The organism is Pontibacter ummariensis (assembly GCF_900188175.1).
GTDB lineage: Bacteria > Bacteroidota > Bacteroidia > Cytophagales > Hymenobacteraceae > Pontibacter > Pontibacter ummariensis.
The window spans coordinates 1-19,955 of sequence record NZ_FZOQ01000038.1 but is presented as its reverse complement, the minus strand read 5'-3'; the positions used below and the strand labels follow the sequence as shown (position 1 = coordinate 19,955).

Below are 19,955 nucleotides of genomic sequence, written 5' to 3'. Positions count from 1 at the left end.
AATAACAGGGCGGCTTTCGCCCTAACTGAACCATGACTTGTAACGCCCTTTTGGCAGCAGCATCGTCAAGGCAAATCAGGCATGCAGTCCATCAGTTGTTTCAACTTCGAACGAATTATTGCGCCTTCAAGTGGAGTAATAAATATATTTTGTAATATAGCCTGCTGAAGCGGTAGGATCAATTGCCTGGCGGCTGGTTCTTACATCAGCTGAGAAAGCACAGGCAAGCCCTACAGGTGCCTGCCGATACTAACCGGGGCATGGTAGGCGATTTATAAAAGGCATGGCTTACCTGAGTAAAGCACTGGTCCTGGACACCGCGAAACGAAAAAAATTTACCCCTTTTTAAAGCAGCATAGACAAAATGGCTACAGGACTTCTCGCTTTATTGGATGATGTGTCTGCCCTGGTGAAGGTTAGCGCAGCAAGCCTGGACGATGTTCCCGCACAAGTTTCCAAAACAACGGGTAAAGTGTCCGGCATTGTCATCGATGACACCGCCGTGACGCCCAAATATGTGGTGGGCCTCGATCCTTCGCGCGAGCTGTCGATCATTTTCCAGATTGCTAAAAAGTCACTGATCAACAAGGTTGTTCTTTTAAGCCCGGCGGCGCTGATCCTCGGCTTCTTTGCGCCTTGGGCCATTCCCCCAATCCTGATGCTGGGCGGTGCCTTTTTATGTTTTGAAGGCTATGAGAAAGTCCATTCTATGTTTGCCAGGCACCATGCTGATGAGCATAACACCCAAGGGGAAGATCTGAAAGTAATCACACCGGAAGAACTGGAAAAGACCAGGATTAAAAGTGCGGTCCGCACCGACCTGATCCTTTCTGCTGAGATCGTGGCCATTACCTATGCCACTGTGGCGGACAAACCCCTGGCTACCCAAATTGCCGTTATGCTGGCCGTGGCTGTTTTTATCACTGTGGCGGTATACGGGTTCGTAGGCTTAATTGTAAAGGCGGACGATATCGGGCTGCACATGGCCAAAGAGAACCATCATCAGCGCATCAGGGCGATCGGACAGGGTATCGTAAAATTCATGCCGCACTTTTTAAGCATCCTGGGCTATGTCGGCACGGCGGCCATGTTGTGGGTGGGTGCAGAAATCATAGCGCATAACATCCCTTTTACAAGTCATGCGCTGCATAATCTGGAAGAGGCCCTGGCCCATCTGCCCGCGCTCGCCTGGCTGGCCAAGGTTTTGGTCTCCGCTGTAGGAGGCTTGATCTTGGGAGCAATCATAGAGAAAATTGTGGTTGCCGTACGCAAGCTTTTTTAAGGCTTGCGCAGAGCCCCAGGCTTAGGTGCCTGCAGAAATTTTTCCCTCTCTATTCGCTCGCTGTGACCAGGTCCGACTTCGGCTTTGCTACCTTCACAAGGTCATCCAGGATCATGTACAGGCAAGGCACAATAACCAGGATAATGGAGGTGGCAAAGATAATCCCGAACCCGAGCGAAATGGCCATCGGGATCAGCTGAAAGGCCTGGCTGGACGTTTCCAGGATAATAGGGGTTAAGCCGCCGAAGGTCGTGAGGGTGGTGAGCACAATGGGCCTGAATCTTCTGGTGCCTGCTTCATGAATGGCCTCGTATGCGGAGAGGTCTCCCCTGTGCTTGTTTGCATAATCGATCATGATCAGGGAATCATTCACCACCACACCGGACAGGGCGATCACGCCCATTAAACTAACCAGCGACAGGTCGTAGCCCAGCATGATATGACCAATCACAGCGCCCACCACCCCAAACGGGATGGCCAGCATCACAATAAGGGGCTGCACGTAACTGCCCAGTGCCACCGCCAGTAAGGCAAAGATCAGGAGCAAGGCGATCACAAACCCGGACCACAGGGCATTCGTGGACTCCCTCATCTCGGCCTGGCTTCCCTCGTACGTCCAGGTAATACCAGGGAAGTCGGCGCGCAGCTGTGGGAGCACTTCCTCGTTCAGGGCCTTTAGCACGCGGGTTTGGGCGCTTGCCGGCTCTACATCCATGCCCACGTTCACCACCCGGCGTCCGTCTCTCCTGTTAATATTGGTAAATGTTTCCCCTTCCGCTACCTTCACCACGTTTAACAAGGGAACTGCCGTACCATCCGGTGCCCGGATAATAAAGTCCTCCAGGTTATGCATGTCCTTCCGCTCCTCCCGGGGCAGTTTCACCCGGATCTCTGTTTCGTTGATGCCCCGCAACTGGCGCATGGCCAGGGCTCCGTAAAAGGCATCGCGCACCTGCTGCCCGACACCGGATGGGGTGAGCCCGAGGCTCCGGCCTTCAGGCAACAGCTCAAAGCCCAGCTGTACTTTGCCCATGTTGTAATTGTCGCTTACATCGCGCGTTTCCTCAAAAGCCTCTACCCGCTCCAGAAAAGCCTGGCTCGCACGCTCCAGCATTTTGATATCTGTGTGACTCAAATCTACGCTTATGTCCTGGCGGGCACCTCCTGGTCCCCTTTCTGCCTCGAAGGTGATCTGGTCCACCCCCTCAATGTCGCCAATCTCATCACGCCACAGGGCGATCAGTTCTTTGGCGCTCATGTCTCTTTCATTCGGTGGCTTCATGACCACCTCCACGTCTATAAAATTCTTCCCGCGCACGTTGGTTTTGATTCCCTCCGCTACTTCGTACAGGTTATGCTCCTCAAACATGCGCTGGGTGGAGTTGGACAGTTCCTGGGCTACTTTGGCGGCCTGCTCTGTCGTTGTGCCCACCGGTAGCCGGACTGCCGCCTCAATTTCATCTGCTGCTACCTCCGGCATCAGCACCATGCCCATGTGGTCGCTGTAGCCATAGCCACCTACCAACAGCAACAGGGCAAGGGCACTGCTTAAGGTAATGTAGCGGTTGCGCAGGCAAAGGTCGAGGAAGGGCTTGTAGAAGCGGCTGACAAAGCGGTTAAAGGCATCGGCAATGGACTTCTGCCCCCGCTCCAGCTTCCGTACCACCTTCGAGGTGTTTTCCTTGGGCTTGTGGGCCACATGGGAAGGCAGAATAAAAAGTGCCTCAAAAAGCGAGACCGTCAGCATCACGATCACCACCACCGGCAGGGGCCACCAGTACTTGCCTGTTTCACCCGGAATAAAGAGGAGGGGCATAAAGGCCATAATCGTGGTCAGGATACTGAAGACGACCGGCTTAGAAACGTCTTTGGCTCCCAGGATGGCGGCGTCCATGTAACTGTAGCCCTTCTGCCGGTAGTCGTAGATGTTCTCTCCTACCACAATGGCATCATCCACCACAATGCCCAGCACAATCAAAAAGCCAAACATGGAGATCATGTTGATGCTGATGTCCACCAGGGGTAAGAACACCATGGCGCCAATAAAGGAGATCACCATGCCCATCATCACCCAGAATGCCAGCCGGTACTCCAGAAACAGGCCGAGGATCACTAGCACGATCACGATGGCCAGCAGGCCGTTCTCCGTTAAGAGCGACAAGCGCTCGCGGTAGTCCTCTGCCCGGTTGCTTTCGATGCGCACTTTCACCCCCGGCGGAAGCGACTGTTCGTAGTCCTTTAAAATGTCCTTGACGACCCTTTCAATCTCCAGGGGAGACTGGTCCCCGATCCGGTAGATTTCCAGGTCTACGGTATTCTGCTGGTTAAACTGCCCGTGAAAACCAACCTCTTCAAATCCATCCGTTATGTCGGCTATATCCGCCAGCTTCACAGTAGCGCCTGACGCTGAGGAGACAATATCGATCTTGCCGAACTCCTCTGCCCAGAGCTTGCGCTCTTCCATGCGCAGCAACACCTCCCCTGCCTGTGTTTCGATGGCCCCGGCAGGCACATCCTCACTCGACTGACGGATGATGTCGGCTACTTGGCCCAAGGTGAGGTTGTACTCCCGCAGGCGGTGCTCCGGTATCTCCACGTGGGTGATAAAGTCAGGCACGTTACCGATCTCTACCTGGGTGATTTCATTGTTGCTCAGCAGCCGGTTGCGCAGCCTTTCTGCCAACACGCGGAGCGTCCAGACATCCACGTCCCCATATAGCCCGATGCCCAGTACGTCCCGCTGCTGGTCCTGTAGCCTTACCTGGGGCTGTTCTATATCATCCGGGAAGGTCTGTATCCGGTTAACGGCCTGATCAATTTCCTGATAGGCTTTCATCCTGTCGGTACCTGCCACCAACTCTACCGTAACGGTGCCCGAGCCCTCATAGGCCGTGGAGATTACCTCTTTTATCCCCTGCACGCCTCGTATCGCTTCCTCCACCGGAAGCAGAATCCCCTGCTCCACTTCGGTTGGGGCCGCACCGGGATAAACCACACTTACCTCTACTATGTCCAGCTGAAACTGCGGAAACACTTCTTTCTGAATGTTGAACATGGTCCAGATCCCGCCCCCAATCAGCATAAACATTAGGAGGTTGGTAACAATAGGGTTCCGCGCCATGTAGGCGATGGGTCCTTTCTGCGTGTCTTCGGTTGGCCTGTTTCTCTTCTCCATGCTGCTTAGTCCTGTACTCCCTCATCCTGCTGGGCTGCTCCTGCAGGTGCGCCCGCTTTTTCTGTCCGTAAGCCTGCCCCTTCCACCACTGTCGACAGGTCTGTGGTAACCACCCGGTCCCTGTCTGAGAGGCCCTCCTTTATGTAAGCGTACTCCGCATCCTGAAACAGGATCTCCACGTCCCGGATGCGCAGCTTGCCGTCTTCCATGACCCATACCGTCTCATCCTTTCGCAGGTAGTCGCGGTTGAGCCGGATGGCGTCCTGTATCTCCCGGGCTTCGATGTGAGCCTCCACAAAAGTGCCGATCATCAAAGGCGGAACGGTATCAGCACGGGCCATGCGTGCCAGCGGGTCCGGCACAGCAATAAGTACGCGTGCCAGCCTGGTCTGGGGCTCCAGGGCCCCGACCAGCCGGAACAGCTTTCCCTTTCGGTACACCCCCTCGGGCCAGCTGGTGTCGTCTATTATCTTTACCTCAGAGGCGCCTGTCGCTTCATTTTCTGCAAAGGAGAGCCAGTTCACTTTAGAAAGGGGGACGTTAGCGACGACCCAATACTCATCCATCCCGACCAGCCGCCCAAGCACAGCGCCAGGTGCTACCTGAGAGCCGACGTTGACATCCCTACTGATAATGTGGGCATCAAAAGGCGCTCTGATGGTGGTCCGCTGCAGGTCGAGCCGGGCCTGACTCACAGCAGCCTCTGACGCCGCCACATTGGCTTTGGCCGCCTCCAGTTGTGGTTTACGCAGCACCAGGGCCTTGTCTTCGGGAGAGAAGTCGCCCCCGATCAGCTCAAAGTCTTTCCGGGCCACATTCTGCCGGCCCATCTCCACGCTCAACTCCGTTCTGGCCAGCTGCAGGTCGCTCTGCCTCAGTTGCAGGACGTTCCGGTAGTCAGCCGGGTTGATCTGAAGCAGGACCTCTCCTTTTTTCACAAAAGAACCAGGGATGAAGTTCTCCGAAACGCTGATGATCTCCCCTCCTACCTGCGGACTTAAGGTGATGTCTTTCGCCGCCTGCACGGATCCCGTGGCGATGACAGTGGGTGTATAGTCGCCTCTGTTTACCTCCACCACATCCACCAGCATAGCCGTCTTTTTAGTGGCCGCCTCGCGCTGTGCCTCTGGCTCCGTCATAAACACAAACAAGGTAACCACAGCGCTTACTAGCAGCACAGCTACACTGATTAGGATGGTTTTCTTTTTAGTCATCTGCGTGAATCGTTTAGTTACAGCCGGCGCTACAGCTCTTCCAGCTCTTCCTCTAGTTCTTCCTCCATCAGCTCTTCCAACTCTGTTTCAAAACCACCTGCCAGCGACCGGTAAAGGGCTATTCTTATTTCCAGCAAGTTTAGTTTCGCCTCCACAAGGTCCCGGCGGAGCTGTTGTTGCTGGTTGAGGGTAACCAGCACGTCGAGGTAAGGGATTGTGCCGTTGAGGTACTCTATCCGCAGCTGTCCAAAGGCTTTCTCTGCCAGCTCTACCTGCTCCTGAATTACTTCGATCCGTTGCACTTGTTTTACTTCCCGGATCAATGCATTTTCTACCTCCTGGAACGCCAGCAGGACGGTTTGCCCATAATCATACAGCAACTGTTGCCGCACGGCTTCCGCACGGTCTACCTGCGCCCTCAGCCTTCCTCCATAAAATACGGGTGCCAGCAGGCTACTGGCCAGCGAGATAGCCTGTGATTCAAATAAACCGGTTAAGGAGTTGGACCTGACCGCCGCGTTCAGCGAGAAGTTCAGCCGCGGGTACTTATTGCTGATGGCCGAAGCCACTTCCCTGTCGGCAGATTGTAGCCTGTAAAAAGCACTTAGCACATCAGGCCTCCGGTTCACTAGCTGTAAAGGGATGCCCGTGAGGGGCAGCGGCGGTAACGCAGGCAACTCTGCGGGCGCTTCCAACAGCGCATCGGGGGCCTGACCAAGCAGTATGGACAGCTGATTTTCAAGCAACTCTCTTTGCAGCTCAAGGGCTATCTCCTGTTGCCTCGTACTTTCGATAAGCTGCTGCTGCCGCAGCACATCGACTCCCCTTACCTGTCCGCTGGCAAACCTGTTTCTGATGAGGGCCAGCACCTGTTCGTTCGTTTCCAGTTGCTCCTCTACCAGCTGAAGCTGTATGTTCGTGGCCTTCAGCCTGTACCACGCCAGGGCTACCTCTGCCGAAAGCGTGACGGCCGCAGTTCTGTAGTCGTAGTAATTGGCAATAAACCGGTACTCCTCGGCATGAACGCTGTACCTGATCCTCCCCCACAAATCTGCCTCGTAGCCGGCCCTTAAAGAGAGCTGCGTATTCTCTCCTCCTACAAAGTCCGGCTCCGGGCGGCTAATTCCGCTTTGGAGCTGTAGGAATATATCAGGCACCTTTGCCGACGAGGCAATGTCTACCAATGCCTCAGCCTCCGCCACTTGGTACCAGGCGATCTTCAAAGGCAGGTTGGACGCAAAGGCGGAGTCTTCCAGCATATGAAGCAAGGGATCGTCGAAGGCCAGCCACCACAGGTCCGGCACCTCGGTCTCGCCGGCCAGGGAGAAAGTTTCAGGGGTATCATAAGGCAGACGCACTTCGGCCACCTTGCGGGAACAAGCTGTTAACCACAGGATAGTACAGCAGCATAGGGTGAAAAGGCCAGGCATAGCGCGTGCCCGGTCTTTGCTTGGACTGTCTGCAGGGGTGCTGTTTTCCAATACTTCCTTAATTTCGTTAGCAGATAAGGCTTTCTATACAGAAGGCACGAGCCTTAGCGAGCATGGGTTTTCTCCTGTTCGAATTCCACAGCGTGATGGTGCATACTCCCTACCCCTCAAAAGCTCTGAAGGTTAACCCGTTGCTCTTACCCCCTGTATACGCTTGAGTACGGCTTTGTTTACTTGTTTGATTTGACCACTCCAGCGGCCCTGTCCTATACCAAATGTCTATTCCGTCTACTAAACAGGATTATCCGGTTCGATCGGAAACGTTTTTTAAAAAAGAACACGGTTATGTGAGCATAAAAAAAGCCCTCCTTGTTACTGGAGGGCTTTGCTAGTCTAAAGTGTTCACAAAGCTACTAATGCACTTTCTTGGGAATCTGGTTGCAGGGGCCTTCATACCGGATAAAGATGTTGATCCACAGCACCCGCGATAAGCGGAAGATGATCGGTAGAAAGCCTACCACTACAACAGCCACTACCCCGATCATCATGGCCATGGTTACTTCTTCCATAAACTGGTAGAGTAGAAACAGGGAAACTAAAAAGATAGCCACGTTAATGGCGAAACTCACATACATGGCACCATAATAATATCCTGGTTCAGGCTCAAAAGACTGCCCACAGCAAGGGCAGTGCTCGTGCATGTCTGCAAACTTAGTGCTATACAGGGTACCTTCGGGGAACATGTTTCCCTCCCGGCACCTGGGGCACTTCACGGCTGCAATGCCATACAACAATGATTTTTTCTGGCTCATTTGCTTTCCTTTTTTCAAGCGACAAAGATACGGATCCCCTTCCCTTTACTTACGGGACAAAAGGCCCTATTTACTGTACTTTTTAGAAGTCTTTGGGGTCTCAGGTGTTTTATCGGCGCCTTTTCGTGTTCCATTTACTAAATTGGGCTCCGTAAAAAGCGCTTATGCAGAAGGAACACTTACCTATTTACCAGATTCAGGACTTCAATGCACGGGCCCAGAAAGAGCAATACTTCTATTGTAGTTCCTTCTCCAGCCATTTGCAGGAGCACCTGTTCATCCGGGAGCCGCACAAGCATGATTTCTATATCCTCCTTTTCGTAACGCAGGGTACCGGCACCCATACCATTGACTTCGAGGAATATGAGGTAAAGCCGGGTACCGTCTTCTTTATGATTCCGGGCCAGGTACACAGTTGGAAACTGTCCAATGATGCGGATGGCTTCGTCATCTTCCTGACTCAGGAGTTTTATGCCAGGGAGCATCCCCATCGAAAGCTGTTTGATTTCCCCTTCTTCAATGCCTTGCTGTACAAGCCCGTTCTTATCCTTGCCCGGGAAGACGAAAGCAGGCTTATGAGAAGCCTGCATCTACTGATGCAAGAGCATCAGGACCAGAAGTTGATGAAAGACGAGATGCTCAGCCGGTACCTGGACGTACTCCTGATTGAGTTGGCACGGATCTATCAGGCTCAGGAAAACAAAATAGAAGTGCTGGGCACAGCGCATGCTCTTTTACAGCACCTGGAAAGGCTGATTGACCTGCATTACAAGGAACATGCTCCTGTAGGGTTTTATGCAGACCGCTTGCATGTTACCTCAAAGCACCTGAACGAGACCTGTAAAAGATCCTTAGGCAAAACGACCATTGAACTTATACAACACCGCACCTTACTGGAAGCTAAAAGGCTATTGGTACACTCCGAGCTAACGGCCTCGCAAATAGCGACAGCACTAGGGTACTTCGACAACACCTACTTTTTCCGCTTCTTCAAAAAGCACACGGGCTATACGCCAGAGCAGTTCAGAGCCGCTCACAAGTAGTTTTAGCCAACCCTGGAACCCCTCTTTTTAGTTTATTTAGCATGAAGCGCGCCGAAACAAAACCGCTCCCTATACAGGACCTGCTAAACCAAAAGGCCCTAACCATTATGCCCCTGGAAACTTACGCCAGCGAGCTGTCGGAAGTGCCGCACAGCCACGATGCCTACATGATCATGTATGTGCAGGAGACGAAAGGTGGCGATAACCTCATTGATTTCCAGCGCTACCCTTTGCAGGCCGACAGGGTGTTTTTACTTCGGCCCGGGCAGGCACACCAGCGGCAATCGAAACAGGAGAAAGGCGTGCTGGTGTCGTTCTCAGAAAGGTTTTTGCAGGAGACAGGCATGCGGGCGCACGATACTTTCGTCATTTTCAGCGCTGTATACCAGCACCCTTACCTGGACCTGCAGGACAAACTGAAGACAATCTTTGGGGAGCTCATAACCCTGATGATCAAGGAACTACAGGAGCCACAGCCGAACATGGGCATCCTCTCGCGTTACCTCTATATTTTGCTGCAGTACCTGCTCCGGGAGTGCCAGGTGCAAATAAACAAACTGACGCCCACCCGGCACAGCGAGCGCCTGTACCGCCTCAGCAGTCTGATAGAGGAGCATTACCGGGAACATCGCAGCGTTGGCTTTTACGCCAGTGCCCTCGACATTACCCCAAAACACCTGAACAGTCTCTGCCGTCAATACCTGCACACCACGGTGGCCGATATGCAGCATGAGCGGCTACTAACAGAGAGCAAGCGACTGTTATTTTTCAGCAGCTTGTCCGTAAAAGAGATTGCGTATCAGCTCGGGTTCGAGGATGCTTCCTACTTCGTGCGCTTCTTTAAAAGGATGACAGGGCTTACCCCCACACAAATAAGAAGCGGAGGTTCTGAAAGTGCCATTCTTGCCGCAGAAAGTCCTGTTAGCTGATTAGGGCACTGCTGTAGCTTTGCAGAAAGAACGAAACAATGCAAAGAAACAGCAACACAAAAGCGATTGCCCTTGGCTCCCTGGCCTGCGTGTTTTTCAGTGCTACCTATGTCCTGAACAGCTTCCTCTCGGCAAAGGGCGGGCACTGGGCCTGGACAACGGGTTTGCGCTCCTTTTTCCTCATGCTTTTGCTTGTACTGCTGCTTTCGGCACAGGGGCAATTAAAGCACCTGTTGTGGGTGATGCGGCAAAACCTGCAGGTGTGGCTTGTATGGGGTGGGGTGGCTTTTGGGCTATCCTATTACTTTTTGACCTTCGCAGCTTCCTTTGGCCCGGGCTGGCTGGTGGCAGGGGCTTTCCAGTTTACCATCGTAGCTGGTATCCTGCTATCCCCTTTCCTGTACAAGGACCACCGCGCCAAAATACCGGTAAAAGCCCTGCTCCTCTCCCTCCTGATCATGGCGGGCATTGCCTGTATGCAGTGGAGCCAAAAGAATGGCAGCTATAGCCAGCAGCAGTTGTGGTGGTGCGTGGGCCTGGTGATGCTGGCTGCTTTTTCCTGGCCGCTAGCCAACCGAAAGCTGTTGCTTTATGTGGAAGAAAGCAAGCATCCACTCAACGCCATCCAGCGGGTAGCAGGAACAGCGCTGGGCAGCTTTCCCTTTCAGCTTATCATGATGGGGTACGGCTATTCGCAGGCAGGCCTCCCTGGCCAGGAGCAGCTCCTGACTGTGCTCCTGATCTCGCTTAGCTCCGGCGTGATAGGTTGCATCCTGTTCTTCAGGGCCATGCACCTGGCCCGGCTGGATGCTACCTCCCTTGCAGCAGTAGAAGCCACACAATCCATTGAGATAGTGTTCACGGTGATAGGTGAAGTACTCCTGCTGGGTATCCGATGGCCCAACTGGATCGGGAACGTTGGCATGTTGCTCGTCGTCTTCGGACTCGTCCTTTACAGCATCCCTTCACGGCAGAAGGTACTGCAGATAGCTGAACCTGATATAAGCCCTAACCAGATCTAAGAGGAGTAACAGCAGAAGGGTTGCCCCGTGATCATGACAAGCAAAGAAGTAGACCTGCAAAAAGTAATAATTTCGTACTGGCAGCTTTGTCTGTTGTGCCATTTACCTACCGTTTCAACACGAAAAACAAAAGGGCTCTCCAGAAGAGAGCCCTTTTGTTTTAACTCCCCTGCACGGAGTAAGCCCTGTACTTTACTTACCGCCAGCCTGCGGGCTTTGCCTCGTTTGTTTTATCCAGCTATCCACTTGCTCTACCAGTTCTGCGTTAAAGTTTTCGCGGGCGTAAGCCCCAAACTGCCCACTTTGCTGCAGGCGCAACAGGTCCTGCGTCGTACCTACTTCGATAAAGCTATGGTCGGTACCTGGTAAGAATTGATAGGTAGCCGAACCAGGATGCATGGCATTGATTGCGCTAACCAACAACTCCGAGTTCTTCGGACTGATAGAGGCTATGTCTGCCCCACCGTAAATAACCAGCACTTTCGTATCCGCGTCGCGCCAGGCCTTGTGGTAAGGGGTGTCCTGTATGCTCTGCATAAAAGAATAGTGGCGTGTGAACAGATGGTCCTTGCCATCATAATCAAAGCTCTGCTCCAGGTACGGCTTGTAGGCCGGGTTCCTCAGCAATTCTTCCGGCGACTTTTTCAGGATCATCAGCTCATAGGTTAGTGGCCCGAGCACTTTCATGTCCTCATCTATCTGCACCGGGTCCTCTCCCACAGCCGCGCGCTGCTCCCGGAACACATCCAGCATGTACTCATACCAAGGTTTGCCCGCCACGCCATAGGCTATAATGCCTTTTACCTTGGAGTCCGCGGCTATAATGGGGGCTGTGTTAGCTCCTAAGGAGTGTCCGAACAAAAATACATTATCGGTATCTACAAAATCGTAGTTCTTGAGCATTTTTAAGCCAGCCGAGAAGGCGGCCAGCTCTTCAGGATAGGCGATCTCGGTGCAGGGGGCGCTGCCCTGGCTGTCACCGGCACCCGGCTTGTCCATTTTAAAGACAGCATACCCTTTGGTCACCAGGCCATCCATCAGTTTCTGCTGCGGATCATGAGGGGGCAGGTTGTCGACTGAGTTGCAACCATAGCCTTGCAAAAAGAACACCGCTGGGAATTTGCCTTTCCCCTTCGGCTTTTTTACAATCATCCGGGTATAGCCATGAGCTGTTTTTACCTCATCGTAAACAACCGCTGCATTAGGGTCTGTCTCCCGGGGCATTTCCTTCACCCTGTCCTTCAACACCAAGGCCTTTCCATTTCTGATAACGTGCACCCGCAGGGATTCACCGGTAGTAAAACGACGGGCCTGCGCCACCACGTCCATGAAAGTCTGAATGTTGGTATCGTTGATCTTAAGGATCACATCATTGGGCTGCAATTGGAGGGCTGCGGCTGTACTGTTCTGAATCACAGCTACCACTCTGCCTCCTGCCGCAGACGTCATGCCATAGGCCGTTGCCAAGGAGTCTGTAACAGGGGCAATCTGCACTCCCAGAAAGGGCCTGCGCTTCAGGTTTTGGGCACCGGCAGACAAACTTAGGGCACAGGCCGCTAAGACTAATACAATTACTTTTTTCATAGTATGGATAAGGTAGTGTTGAGGAATCGAACTACGCTAATATAGCTAATTACCTGGCTTGTACCAGCTTCTACATCAGCAAGATTTCTCATTCCTGGCGCTCCTGGCATGAGGTGCCCTTGTGCGCTCGCATAATATAGGTAACAGTCTTGCTATCAGATCGAAGCAGGACTAATCTTCCCTACCTGGCTGGGCTGAAAGCCTGCATGGGAAGCAGCCTAGCGCAGGTTAGGCTCTTCTTTTTATGCACGACTGACCTATCCGCGTTTATAACCGGTCACCAGCTGCTTACCCCTGCTTCATTTTGGCAGCGACAGTAAGAGGCTGGGCAGGGTACAGGAAGCTTCTGATCTCTTTTAAGTACTGCAGACTGCCATTAGGCAGGTTACTTAAAATGATAAGGGCACTGTGGTCTTTCGGGTTTCGTAACAGGTAGGTGGTATAGCCATGCCATAAGCCAGCGTGGTATACGGCAGTGTCACCATTCTCGAGGGGTTTGATACGCCAGCCAAACCCGTAATCCTCATCGTCGTTCTTCTTTTTTTCTGTCCGGGTGCCGGTAAAGGCTTCCTCCAGGGTTTCCCACCTTACCAGTTTTTGCGTGTAGAGGGCCTGGTCCCACTTATACAAGTCTTCTACCGTAGAGTACATGCCTTTGTCGCCCAGCACGGTATCCAGGTAATCAGAGGTCCTTTTGTTTCTGTTTCTGTTATGGCCGGTAGCTACTTTTCCGGTCCGCTCGGTTAAGTCATGGAACATGAAGGTGTTCGTCATCTCCAGCGGCTCGAATATGTTTTCGTGCATAAAAGCGGCAAAGGGCATCCCGGAGACTTTCTCTACCACCGAGGCCAGCAAAAGATAGCCTGTGTTACTGTAGTCAAAGCGCGTATCTGGTTTGTAAAAGATCCGGGGGTGATGCACCGCCATCAGGTTCAGCACGTCATCGTTGGTTATCGCCTTTTTACGGTCAGGCCAAAGTTCATCGCTGAAATACGTGTAGTTCGGCAGGCCAGACCGGTGGGTAAGCAAATTACGGATGGTAATCCCTTTATAGGGGAAATCCGGAATGTACTGCTGCACGCTGTCGTCGTAGTTCAGTTCGCCCTCTTCTTTCAGCATCATGATGGCCATAGCCGTAAACTGCTTGGACACCGAAGCCAGCTGAAAAGCCGTCTCGGTGGTCAGGCTGTCTTTACGGTAAAAGTCGGCGTAGCCATAGGCCTTCTTATGAATCACCTGGTCATACTTTGTAAACAGCACCGTGCCGTTAAAGCCCCTTCGCTTGTGCAAATAAGTAAAGATGGAGTCGACCTGATGCCCCAGTTTCTCGGCACTGGCCGGGGTAAACGAAGCCGGAATGGCTACCTCCTGCCTGCTGTCCCTGTCGATCAACAAACTGCCAAGCAGACTACCAGTACCCGATTCCTGACAAGAAAGCGGGATAAAACATAAAACAGACACTACGATGCACTTAAGCAAAAGAAATTGTACTCTTAGAAAGGCCATACCTGAAACCACCAACCGAAAATGAGCTCTAATATAAGCTGCTGTTTTCAGTAATTCAGCCTAAACTTTTAAAAATTTTATTCGCGGTAAAAACAAAAAGTACCCATTCCGTGGCCCTCCTGCCTTATTCATAAAGTAAGGCAGGACATTTAATTCTTGCTTTTCTAAAAGGAGTCTTTGGCTGTCTCCTGTTTCCCTTAGCATGTGCAAAGCGCCAGGCGTAGGTATGTATAATAGTACTTTTCAACCGAAGGACTACGCCAAATTCAGCTAGTCCGGAAATCTCCTGGCGGTGCCTACCCATATCCGCTAAGCAAGTTTCCCTAATAGTTCTGTGGCGGCAGCCGACCTAGCCGTATAGGACAGAAAAGCCTTAAAAAAGGCACCTGTACCCTGCACCAAAATGACCGTAAGTATCCAAACAGACAGCAACAGTAGCAGAACGCTACAACAACCCGATAGCACGGTACCCATGGAAGCAAAAAGATTAGCAGCAGAAAAAGCCGTAGCGCACGTAGAAAGCGGCATGGTGGTAGGCCTTGGCACTGGCTCTACAGCCAGTTGGGCAATTAAGGCACTGGGAGAGAAAGTCAGAGCCGGACTAGAAATCAGGGCGGTGGCTAGCTCTGTGGCATCAGAACAACTAGCGCAGGAAGTAGGCATACCGGTAACTGATTTTTCAGCGTTCTCCTTTATTGATGTAACGATAGATGGCGCAGACGAAGTAGACGCCGGGGTAAACCTCATAAAAGGAGGTGGTGGTGCCCTGGTACGGGAAAAAATCCTTGCTTATAACAGCCGCCACTTTATAGTGGTGGTGGATGAAACAAAGCTAGTGGATACACTAGGGGAATTTCCTTTGCCCGTGGAGATCATACCATTTGCAGCAGAACTGACCTTAGGGCAGTTAAGCAGCCTGGGCTGCTTAACGAGCATCCGCCAACAAGACGGGAAAGATTTTATTACGGATAATTCCAACTTAATTGCCGATTGCAACTTCCCTACGATCACTGCCCCTTCCTCGCTTCATGATCGGTTAGCACGCATTCCCGGGGTAGTGGAAAGCGGTTTGTTCCTCCAACCCATGGTTTCCAGGTTAATTGTTGGTTACCAGGATGGGCGTATAGAAGATAGGCTGATAGAATAGCGATTGATTATTTTACTTCTGAAGCTGGAAGCTTCGTCCTTGCAGTACCTGGCTTAGGAGGTAAAGGGGCTTAGAGCATGAACTGTTGTACTAAGGGAAACCAGTATTTTCTACGCTGGCAGAAGTATACGCATGACCTGTGAGACCTCCACTTTAAAACGCCAGCGTAGAAAAAGAATGACCTGCCAACTACAGTCTCTCGTTCAAAGTACTTCTTTTGCTACATTTAACCTAGGAAAGCGCCTGGGGAGAAGGACTACCGGCTGGCCGGGAGCGATCCTCCGGAAGCGGCACAAACTCCAGGTTATCTGTAGGAGGCAGGAGAATCCGCCCCTCCTTCCAGTCGGCCTTGGCCTGTTCGATTCGCTCTTTCCGGGAGGATACAAAGTTCCACCAGATAAACCGTTCTCCCAGCGGTTCTCCGCCCAACAGCATTAATGTTGTGTTTTCTTTCACATGAATCACAGGACCTACTCCCTTTTTAAAGACCAGCATTTGCCCCGCTGCATAGGTCCTCCCACTAAACTCCACACTTCCTTTGGCTATATAAATGCCCCGCTCTGTATGCCCGGTGGGCAGCCCAAAACGTGTTCCCTGATCCAGTATCACATGCAGATAAAACATCGGAGAGTGGGTATGTACATGGCTCTTCAAACCAAAAGCATTACCCGCTATCAACCGCATCCACACCCCGGTATCCGTAAAAATGGGTAGTTCTTGGGAAGTGTAGTTTTTGAAGGACGGAGCAGCTTCTTCGTCTTTTTCCGGAAGGGCCACCCAGGTCTGGATCATCTCCAACTTACCGCCCGCCAGTGCCGCCGGGTCCTCAAACCGCTCCGAGTGCGCAATGCCGCTGCCAGCCGTCATCCAGTTTACCTCTCCCGGACGTATAACCTGCTGCACACCTAAGCTATCGCGGTGCGTAACCTGGCCGCCAAATAAATAACTCACAGTGGACAAGCCGATGTGCGGATGCGGCAGTACATCCATGGAAGTGGCTGAGGAGGGCGGTACATCCACCGGCCCGGCATGGTCCATAAAAATGAAAGGGCCTACCATCCTGCGCAGGCGGAATGGGAGAATCCTTCGCACGTCCATCCCCGGCCCGATGGATGCTTTACGGGCTTCTATGACGAGGTCCAGCATAATAACCTTTGTTGTTTCTTGTCTAAACGGAAATATTGCTTAAACAGCCCGGTGCATTTTTAGAGAACCTCAATCATCCACGGCCTGCCCCACCAACTGGCGGAACTTCCAGCCTGTCTCATCAGCCGTTGTGCCCTGTGTCTGCTTCATTAAGATGCCGATAATGTTTTCCTTCGGGTCTGCAAAATACTGGGTATTGAAGTAACCGCCCCAGTTGAAGGTACCCACACTGCCCTTGCCTCCCATGTCCTGCCCTTTCTGGTTCTGAACCTCGAAGGCGAGGCCATAATGTTGTCCACTTCCTTTCCAAAGGTCCCCTATCTGGTTACCCATTATTGCCTGAATCGTAGTGCGGCTAAGGTAGCGTTTCCCGTCTAGTTCGCCTCCGTTCAGGTACATTTGCAGGAAGGTAGCATAATCTTTTGCCGTACTCGAGAGCCCGGCCCCACCTGAAAAGAAACGTCTTGCGCCTTTAATTGGGTAGTCCGGGTCATAAAAAGTAACCGGGTAGCGTTGCCACGTCCCATTCTCCGGTCTTTGCACCGATACCAAGCGTTTCTCTTTATCAGCTGGCAAGTAAAACCAGGTGTCGTTCATGCCGAGCGGTTCGAACAAGCGTTTTCTTAGAAACTCGTCATAGGGCATTCCGGACATCACCTCCACAAAGTACCCGAGCACATCCAATCCTTCGCTGTATGTAAACTTTTCGCCGGGGTTGTGGTGCAAGGGCAGCTTCGCCAGCTTTTTGACACTCTCCTCAATACTGATGTTCTCTGTGGTAAACAGGTCGGTCACCCCCGCCTTGTGGTAGATCATCTTCATGCGCTCATCCCCGTCTATGGCTCCGTACCCTAAACCAGAGGTATGGTTAAGCAACTGCCGAATAGTAATTTCGCTGGCAGCCGGCACACTGGTATAGCTCGTATCGTTGTAATGGAAACCCTTCAGGACCTGTGGACTTTTGAACTCCGGGATATACCTGGAGATAGGGTCATCCAGTTGAAACTTCCCTTCCTCCCACAGCATCATCACGGCAGTGGCCGTTATGGCCTTGGTTTGCGAGGCGATCCGGAAAATATCATCCCGCTTCAGTTCTCGTCCCGACGCATTGTCTGCCATGCCAAAGGCTTTATAGTAGACGATCTTCCCGTTACGGGCTACTAAAGCAACGGCGCCGGGTACATCCCCTTCCGCGACGGCTTCCTGCAGCATGGCATCTATTCTCCCCAGGCGTTCGGGGGATAAACCAACCTTTTCCGGTGCCCCCTCCGATAAGGGCTTCGACTTCTGGATGGAATTTGTCTGCGCATGTGCTGAAAGCGCTAGGGTTAAAAGCAGGGCGGTGCACAGGTTTTTCATAAAAAACAGGTTTCAGTGTAAGAAAAGCAAAGAGACCAACATAACTTCTGCCTCCTACAACAAGATATTAATTTCTAGTAATTTCTGCAGTATGTTACCGCGATAGTTTCTTTTGACTATCAACGGCCCGGCACACATCATCCACTGTTTATCCTCCTCCACCTCTCTCAGACAAGCTAAGGCTACACAGCCAGGAAACCCGCATTTCGAACTTTCCTAACAATATGCTACTGGAAACATTCTTGCCAGTACCTCTCTCGGAAACAGTGAAGCAGGGCTGTACAGGTAGCTTAAGCCTTTCACGTACTTGTCTCAGGACACCAAAAACACGAAAGAGGATCAGAAAAAGGAGGGCCATTTGGCTTTTGCTTCCGTTACAATATATTATTGTGCTTGTATACAACCCTGAACAGACTGACTATGGAAATAGGAATTACCACCTTTGTAGAAAACACGCCTGATCCCGCTACAGGCAAGCTGCTTAGTTCCCATGAAAGGATGATGAACCTGGTGGAAGAAATAGAACTTGCGGACCAGGTCGGGCTAGACGTGTTTGCCATTGGGGAGCACCACCGCCCTGATTTTGTTGTTTCTTCTCCCGCCGTTGTTCTGGCTGCGGCAGCCGTTAAAACCAAAAGCATCAAGCTCTCCAGCGGCGTAACCGTGCTGAGCTCAGACGACCCTATCCGTGTCTTCCAGGATTTTGCCCATGTAGACCTGCTCTCGAAAGGCAGGGCAGAGATCATGGCGGGCCGTGGTTCTTTCATAGAGTCTTTCCCGCTTTTCGGTAACGATCTGAAAGATTACAACTCCCTTTTCTCCGAAAAACTGGACCTGCTCATTCAATTAAACAAGAGTGAAAGGGTAACCTGGAAGGGGAAACACAGACCATCGATAGATAACCGCGGCGTTTACCCCAGACCATACCAAGAGGAGCTGCCCATCTGGGTGGCAGTAGGTGGCACACCGGAATCAGTAGTACGGGCAGCAAGCAAAGGACTACCGATGGCCCTGGCCATTATCGGGGGGATGCCGGAGCGCTTTGTCCCTTTTACGGACCTTTACAAAGAAACCTACCAGGAGTCCGGGCACAATCCTGCAAAACGGCAGCTGGCTATCAACTCGCACGGTTATATTGCCGACAATTCGCAACAGGCGGCTGATGAATTTTACGAGCCTTATGCCTACCTGATGAGCAAGATCGGGCGTGAGCGGGGATGGCCTCCCATGAGCAGGGAGCAGTACGACATGATGCGCACTCCGGAAGGCTCTTTGCTCGTAGGAAGCCCTCAACAGGTAATAGATAAAATCTTATTTAATTATGAGCTGTTTGGGAATACCCGATTCCTGTTACACATCAGCGTAGGTACGATGCCCCATAAACAGGTGATGCACGCGATAGAGCTGTTAGGTACGGTGGTAGCCCCTGCCGTTAAGAAGGCAACAGAGCAGCAACAGTAGCTAGTAGCAGTGACACCAAGACCTGTTAAACAGAACAGCCCAATGAGCAACGCCTCCCTACTGTTACTGGAGACCCTGCTCATTGGGCTGGCATACCGGGTGCTTCTTTAGTGTTAGCCTTTAGGCCCCTTGCGAGGCAACAAATCCTGCTACCCTTGTTTATCTGCTTTCGAGGACAACCCTGTGCTGCATGCGGCCATACCAACATCTCGTATTTCTTGTCTTTTCATTTTTGCCTACTGCTGCCAGCCTGGATGGGTGACATCCCTCGGGTCAAAGAAGTTTTCCTGTGCCGTAATTCGTCCTTGCTCGTCTATCTGAAAGCGATCCATGATGCGCAGCTTGACCTTAGGCGCCCGCAGGTAACAATAAAACTCAACTGCCGCCGCCGTCTGCTCCGTATTTACGAAACTGTCCACCACTTCACAGGCTTCCACCAAGTCAGGCAGGGGCTTCCACCAGACTTCCCGAAGTTGCTCCCTGCCCTTTAATGGTACGGCTGAGCCTCCCGGACAAAGAGGTGCCCGAAGCTCTACCGCTTCATGGTAGGGAATAGCATCAAAATTTCCTTTTGCGAGGCCTTCTGCTACATAGGCACGCACAATTCTGTGAAGCGTTGCCACACGATCTTCTGCTAGTACTTCCATTGTTATTTCCCTTTATTTAGCCACACATGTCTCTAGAATTTTAATACTATATTTTATTAATTTTGTTCAAAATAAATGGCTGTTTATTAGGCTGTGTCTGATAAATACTTTTTCAGGTAAAATCTAATGAAAGCCAGCTTCACCATAGCCATGAAGCTGACAGCTAGCTTTTCATATCGAGTAGCAATTCTGCGATTC

General features: G+C 51.9%; 15 protein-coding genes. 6 read left to right on the top strand and 9 right to left on the bottom strand.

The annotated features are described in order from the left end of the window. The first annotated feature begins 364 nt into the window (after positions 1-364). Positions 365-1,282: a DUF808 domain-containing protein gene (locus CHB92_RS23835; RefSeq protein WP_089321749.1), complete on the top strand. Its 918-nt coding sequence runs from the start codon at positions 365-367 to the stop codon at positions 1,280-1,282. Between the two features lie 49 nt (positions 1,283-1,331). Here the strand turns inward: CHB92_RS23835 and CHB92_RS23830 are convergent, their stop codons facing one another. From CHB92_RS23830 to CHB92_RS23815, 4 genes are all read right to left on the bottom strand, one after another. Beyond that, positions 1,332-4,457 (bottom strand): efflux RND transporter permease subunit, encoded by a 3,126-nt coding sequence (locus CHB92_RS23830; protein WP_089321748.1) that lies wholly within the window; start codon positions 4,455-4,457, stop codon positions 1,332-1,334. Between the two features lie 5 nt (positions 4,458-4,462). Further along, entirely contained in the window at positions 4,463-5,671 is a 1,209-nt protein-coding gene (locus CHB92_RS23825; protein WP_089321747.1) for an efflux RND transporter periplasmic adaptor subunit, read from the bottom strand. A 29-nt stretch (positions 5,672-5,700) separates the two neighbouring features. After that, positions 5,701-7,152, bottom strand: coding sequence for a TolC family protein (locus CHB92_RS23820; RefSeq protein ID WP_245842870.1), 1,452 nt, complete (start codon positions 7,150-7,152; stop codon positions 5,701-5,703). Positions 7,153-7,514: 362 nt separating this feature from the next. Next, a complete protein-coding gene (locus CHB92_RS23815) occupies positions 7,515-7,913 on the bottom strand; it encodes a DUF983 domain-containing protein (RefSeq protein WP_089321746.1) in 399 nt (132 codons plus the stop codon). A 164-nt stretch (positions 7,914-8,077) separates the two neighbouring features. On the opposite strand from CHB92_RS23815, the gene CHB92_RS23810 reads away from it, so the two are divergent. Genes CHB92_RS23810 through CHB92_RS23800 form a run of 3 tightly spaced genes read left to right on the top strand, consistent with a single transcriptional unit; the run spans position 8,078 to position 10,907 of the window. Then, positions 8,078-8,956 (top strand): helix-turn-helix domain-containing protein, encoded by an 879-nt coding sequence (locus CHB92_RS23810; protein WP_089321745.1) that lies wholly within the window; start codon positions 8,078-8,080, stop codon positions 8,954-8,956. 41 nt (positions 8,957-8,997) lie between these two features. After that, positions 8,998-9,885, top strand: a complete 888-nt coding sequence (locus CHB92_RS23805; RefSeq protein ID WP_089321744.1) for an AraC family transcriptional regulator — start codon at positions 8,998-9,000, stop codon at positions 9,883-9,885. 38 nt (positions 9,886-9,923) lie between these two features. After that, positions 9,924-10,907 (top strand): DMT family transporter, encoded by a 984-nt coding sequence (locus tag CHB92_RS23800; RefSeq protein WP_089321743.1) that lies wholly within the window; start codon positions 9,924-9,926, stop codon positions 10,905-10,907. A gap of 192 nt (positions 10,908-11,099) precedes the next feature. Here CHB92_RS23800 and CHB92_RS23795 read toward each other — a convergent pair whose 3' ends face one another. Both CHB92_RS23795 and CHB92_RS23790 read right to left on the bottom strand, forming a co-directional pair. Continuing rightward, a complete protein-coding gene (locus tag CHB92_RS23795) occupies positions 11,100-12,491 on the bottom strand; it encodes an alpha/beta fold hydrolase (RefSeq protein WP_089321742.1) in 1,392 nt (463 codons plus the stop codon). A 288-nt stretch (positions 12,492-12,779) separates the two neighbouring features. Then, entirely contained in the window at positions 12,780-13,952 is a 1,173-nt protein-coding gene (locus tag CHB92_RS23790; protein WP_245842868.1) for a serine hydrolase domain-containing protein, read from the bottom strand. 448 nt (positions 13,953-14,400) lie between these two features. On the opposite strand from CHB92_RS23790, the gene rpiA reads away from it, so the two are divergent. Then, a complete protein-coding gene (gene rpiA / locus CHB92_RS23785) occupies positions 14,401-15,144 on the top strand; it encodes a ribose-5-phosphate isomerase RpiA (protein WP_245842866.1) in 744 nt (247 codons plus the stop codon). Between the two features lie 231 nt (positions 15,145-15,375). Here rpiA and CHB92_RS23780 read toward each other — a convergent pair whose 3' ends face one another. After that, positions 15,376-16,290, bottom strand: a complete 915-nt coding sequence (locus tag CHB92_RS23780; protein WP_089321741.1) for a pirin family protein — start codon at positions 16,288-16,290, stop codon at positions 15,376-15,378. A 69-nt stretch (positions 16,291-16,359) separates the two neighbouring features. Next, the gene (locus CHB92_RS23775) at positions 16,360-17,649 is read right to left on the bottom strand and encodes a serine hydrolase domain-containing protein (RefSeq protein WP_089321740.1); all 1,290 of its coding nucleotides are present in this window, start codon (positions 17,647-17,649) and stop codon (positions 16,360-16,362) included. Between the two features lie 420 nt (positions 17,650-18,069). Between CHB92_RS23775 and CHB92_RS23770 the strand changes: the two genes are divergently transcribed. Then, entirely contained in the window at positions 18,070-19,110 is a 1,041-nt protein-coding gene (locus CHB92_RS23770) for an LLM class flavin-dependent oxidoreductase (RefSeq protein WP_089321739.1), read from the top strand. A 236-nt stretch (positions 19,111-19,346) separates the two neighbouring features. Here the strand turns inward: CHB92_RS23770 and CHB92_RS23765 are convergent, their stop codons facing one another. Then, positions 19,347-19,757 carry a nuclear transport factor 2 family protein gene (locus CHB92_RS23765; RefSeq protein ID WP_089321738.1) on the bottom strand — a complete coding sequence of 137 codons (411 nt, stop codon included), beginning with the start codon at positions 19,755-19,757 and terminating at the stop codon, positions 19,347-19,349. Between the last annotated feature and the right edge of the window lie 198 nt (positions 19,758-19,955).

Excerpts from the sequence above, each read along its gene's own strand:
- CHB92_RS23780 (WP_089321741.1), bottom strand. The coding sequence starts at position 16,290 with ATGCTGGACCTCGTCATAGAAGCCCGTAAAGCATCCATCGGGCCGGGG.
- CHB92_RS23805 (WP_089321744.1), top strand. The coding sequence starts at position 8,998 with ATGAAGCGCGCCGAAACAAAACCGCTCCCTATACAGGACCTGCTAAAC.
- CHB92_RS23795 (WP_089321742.1), bottom strand. The coding sequence starts at position 12,491 with ATGAAAAAAGTAATTGTATTAGTCTTAGCGGCCTGTGCCCTAAGTTTG.
- CHB92_RS23775 (WP_089321740.1), bottom strand. The coding sequence starts at position 17,649 with ATGAAAAACCTGTGCACCGCCCTGCTTTTAACCCTAGCGCTTTCAGCA.
- CHB92_RS23770 (WP_089321739.1), top strand. The coding sequence starts at position 18,070 with ATGGAAATAGGAATTACCACCTTTGTAGAAAACACGCCTGATCCCGCT.
- CHB92_RS23835 (WP_089321749.1), top strand. The coding sequence starts at position 365 with ATGGCTACAGGACTTCTCGCTTTATTGGATGATGTGTCTGCCCTGGTG.
- CHB92_RS23765 (WP_089321738.1), bottom strand. The coding sequence starts at position 19,757 with ATGGAAGTACTAGCAGAAGATCGTGTGGCAACGCTTCACAGAATTGTG.
- CHB92_RS23830 (WP_089321748.1), bottom strand. The coding sequence starts at position 4,457 with ATGGAGAAGAGAAACAGGCCAACCGAAGACACGCAGAAAGGACCCATC.
- CHB92_RS23800 (WP_089321743.1), top strand. The coding sequence starts at position 9,924 with ATGCAAAGAAACAGCAACACAAAAGCGATTGCCCTTGGCTCCCTGGCC.
- CHB92_RS23810 (WP_089321745.1), top strand. The coding sequence starts at position 8,078 with ATGCAGAAGGAACACTTACCTATTTACCAGATTCAGGACTTCAATGCA.
- CHB92_RS23815 (WP_089321746.1), bottom strand. The coding sequence starts at position 7,913 with ATGAGCCAGAAAAAATCATTGTTGTATGGCATTGCAGCCGTGAAGTGC.
- rpiA (WP_245842866.1), top strand. The coding sequence starts at position 14,401 with ATGACCGTAAGTATCCAAACAGACAGCAACAGTAGCAGAACGCTACAA.
- CHB92_RS23825 (WP_089321747.1), bottom strand. The coding sequence starts at position 5,671 with ATGACTAAAAAGAAAACCATCCTAATCAGTGTAGCTGTGCTGCTAGTA.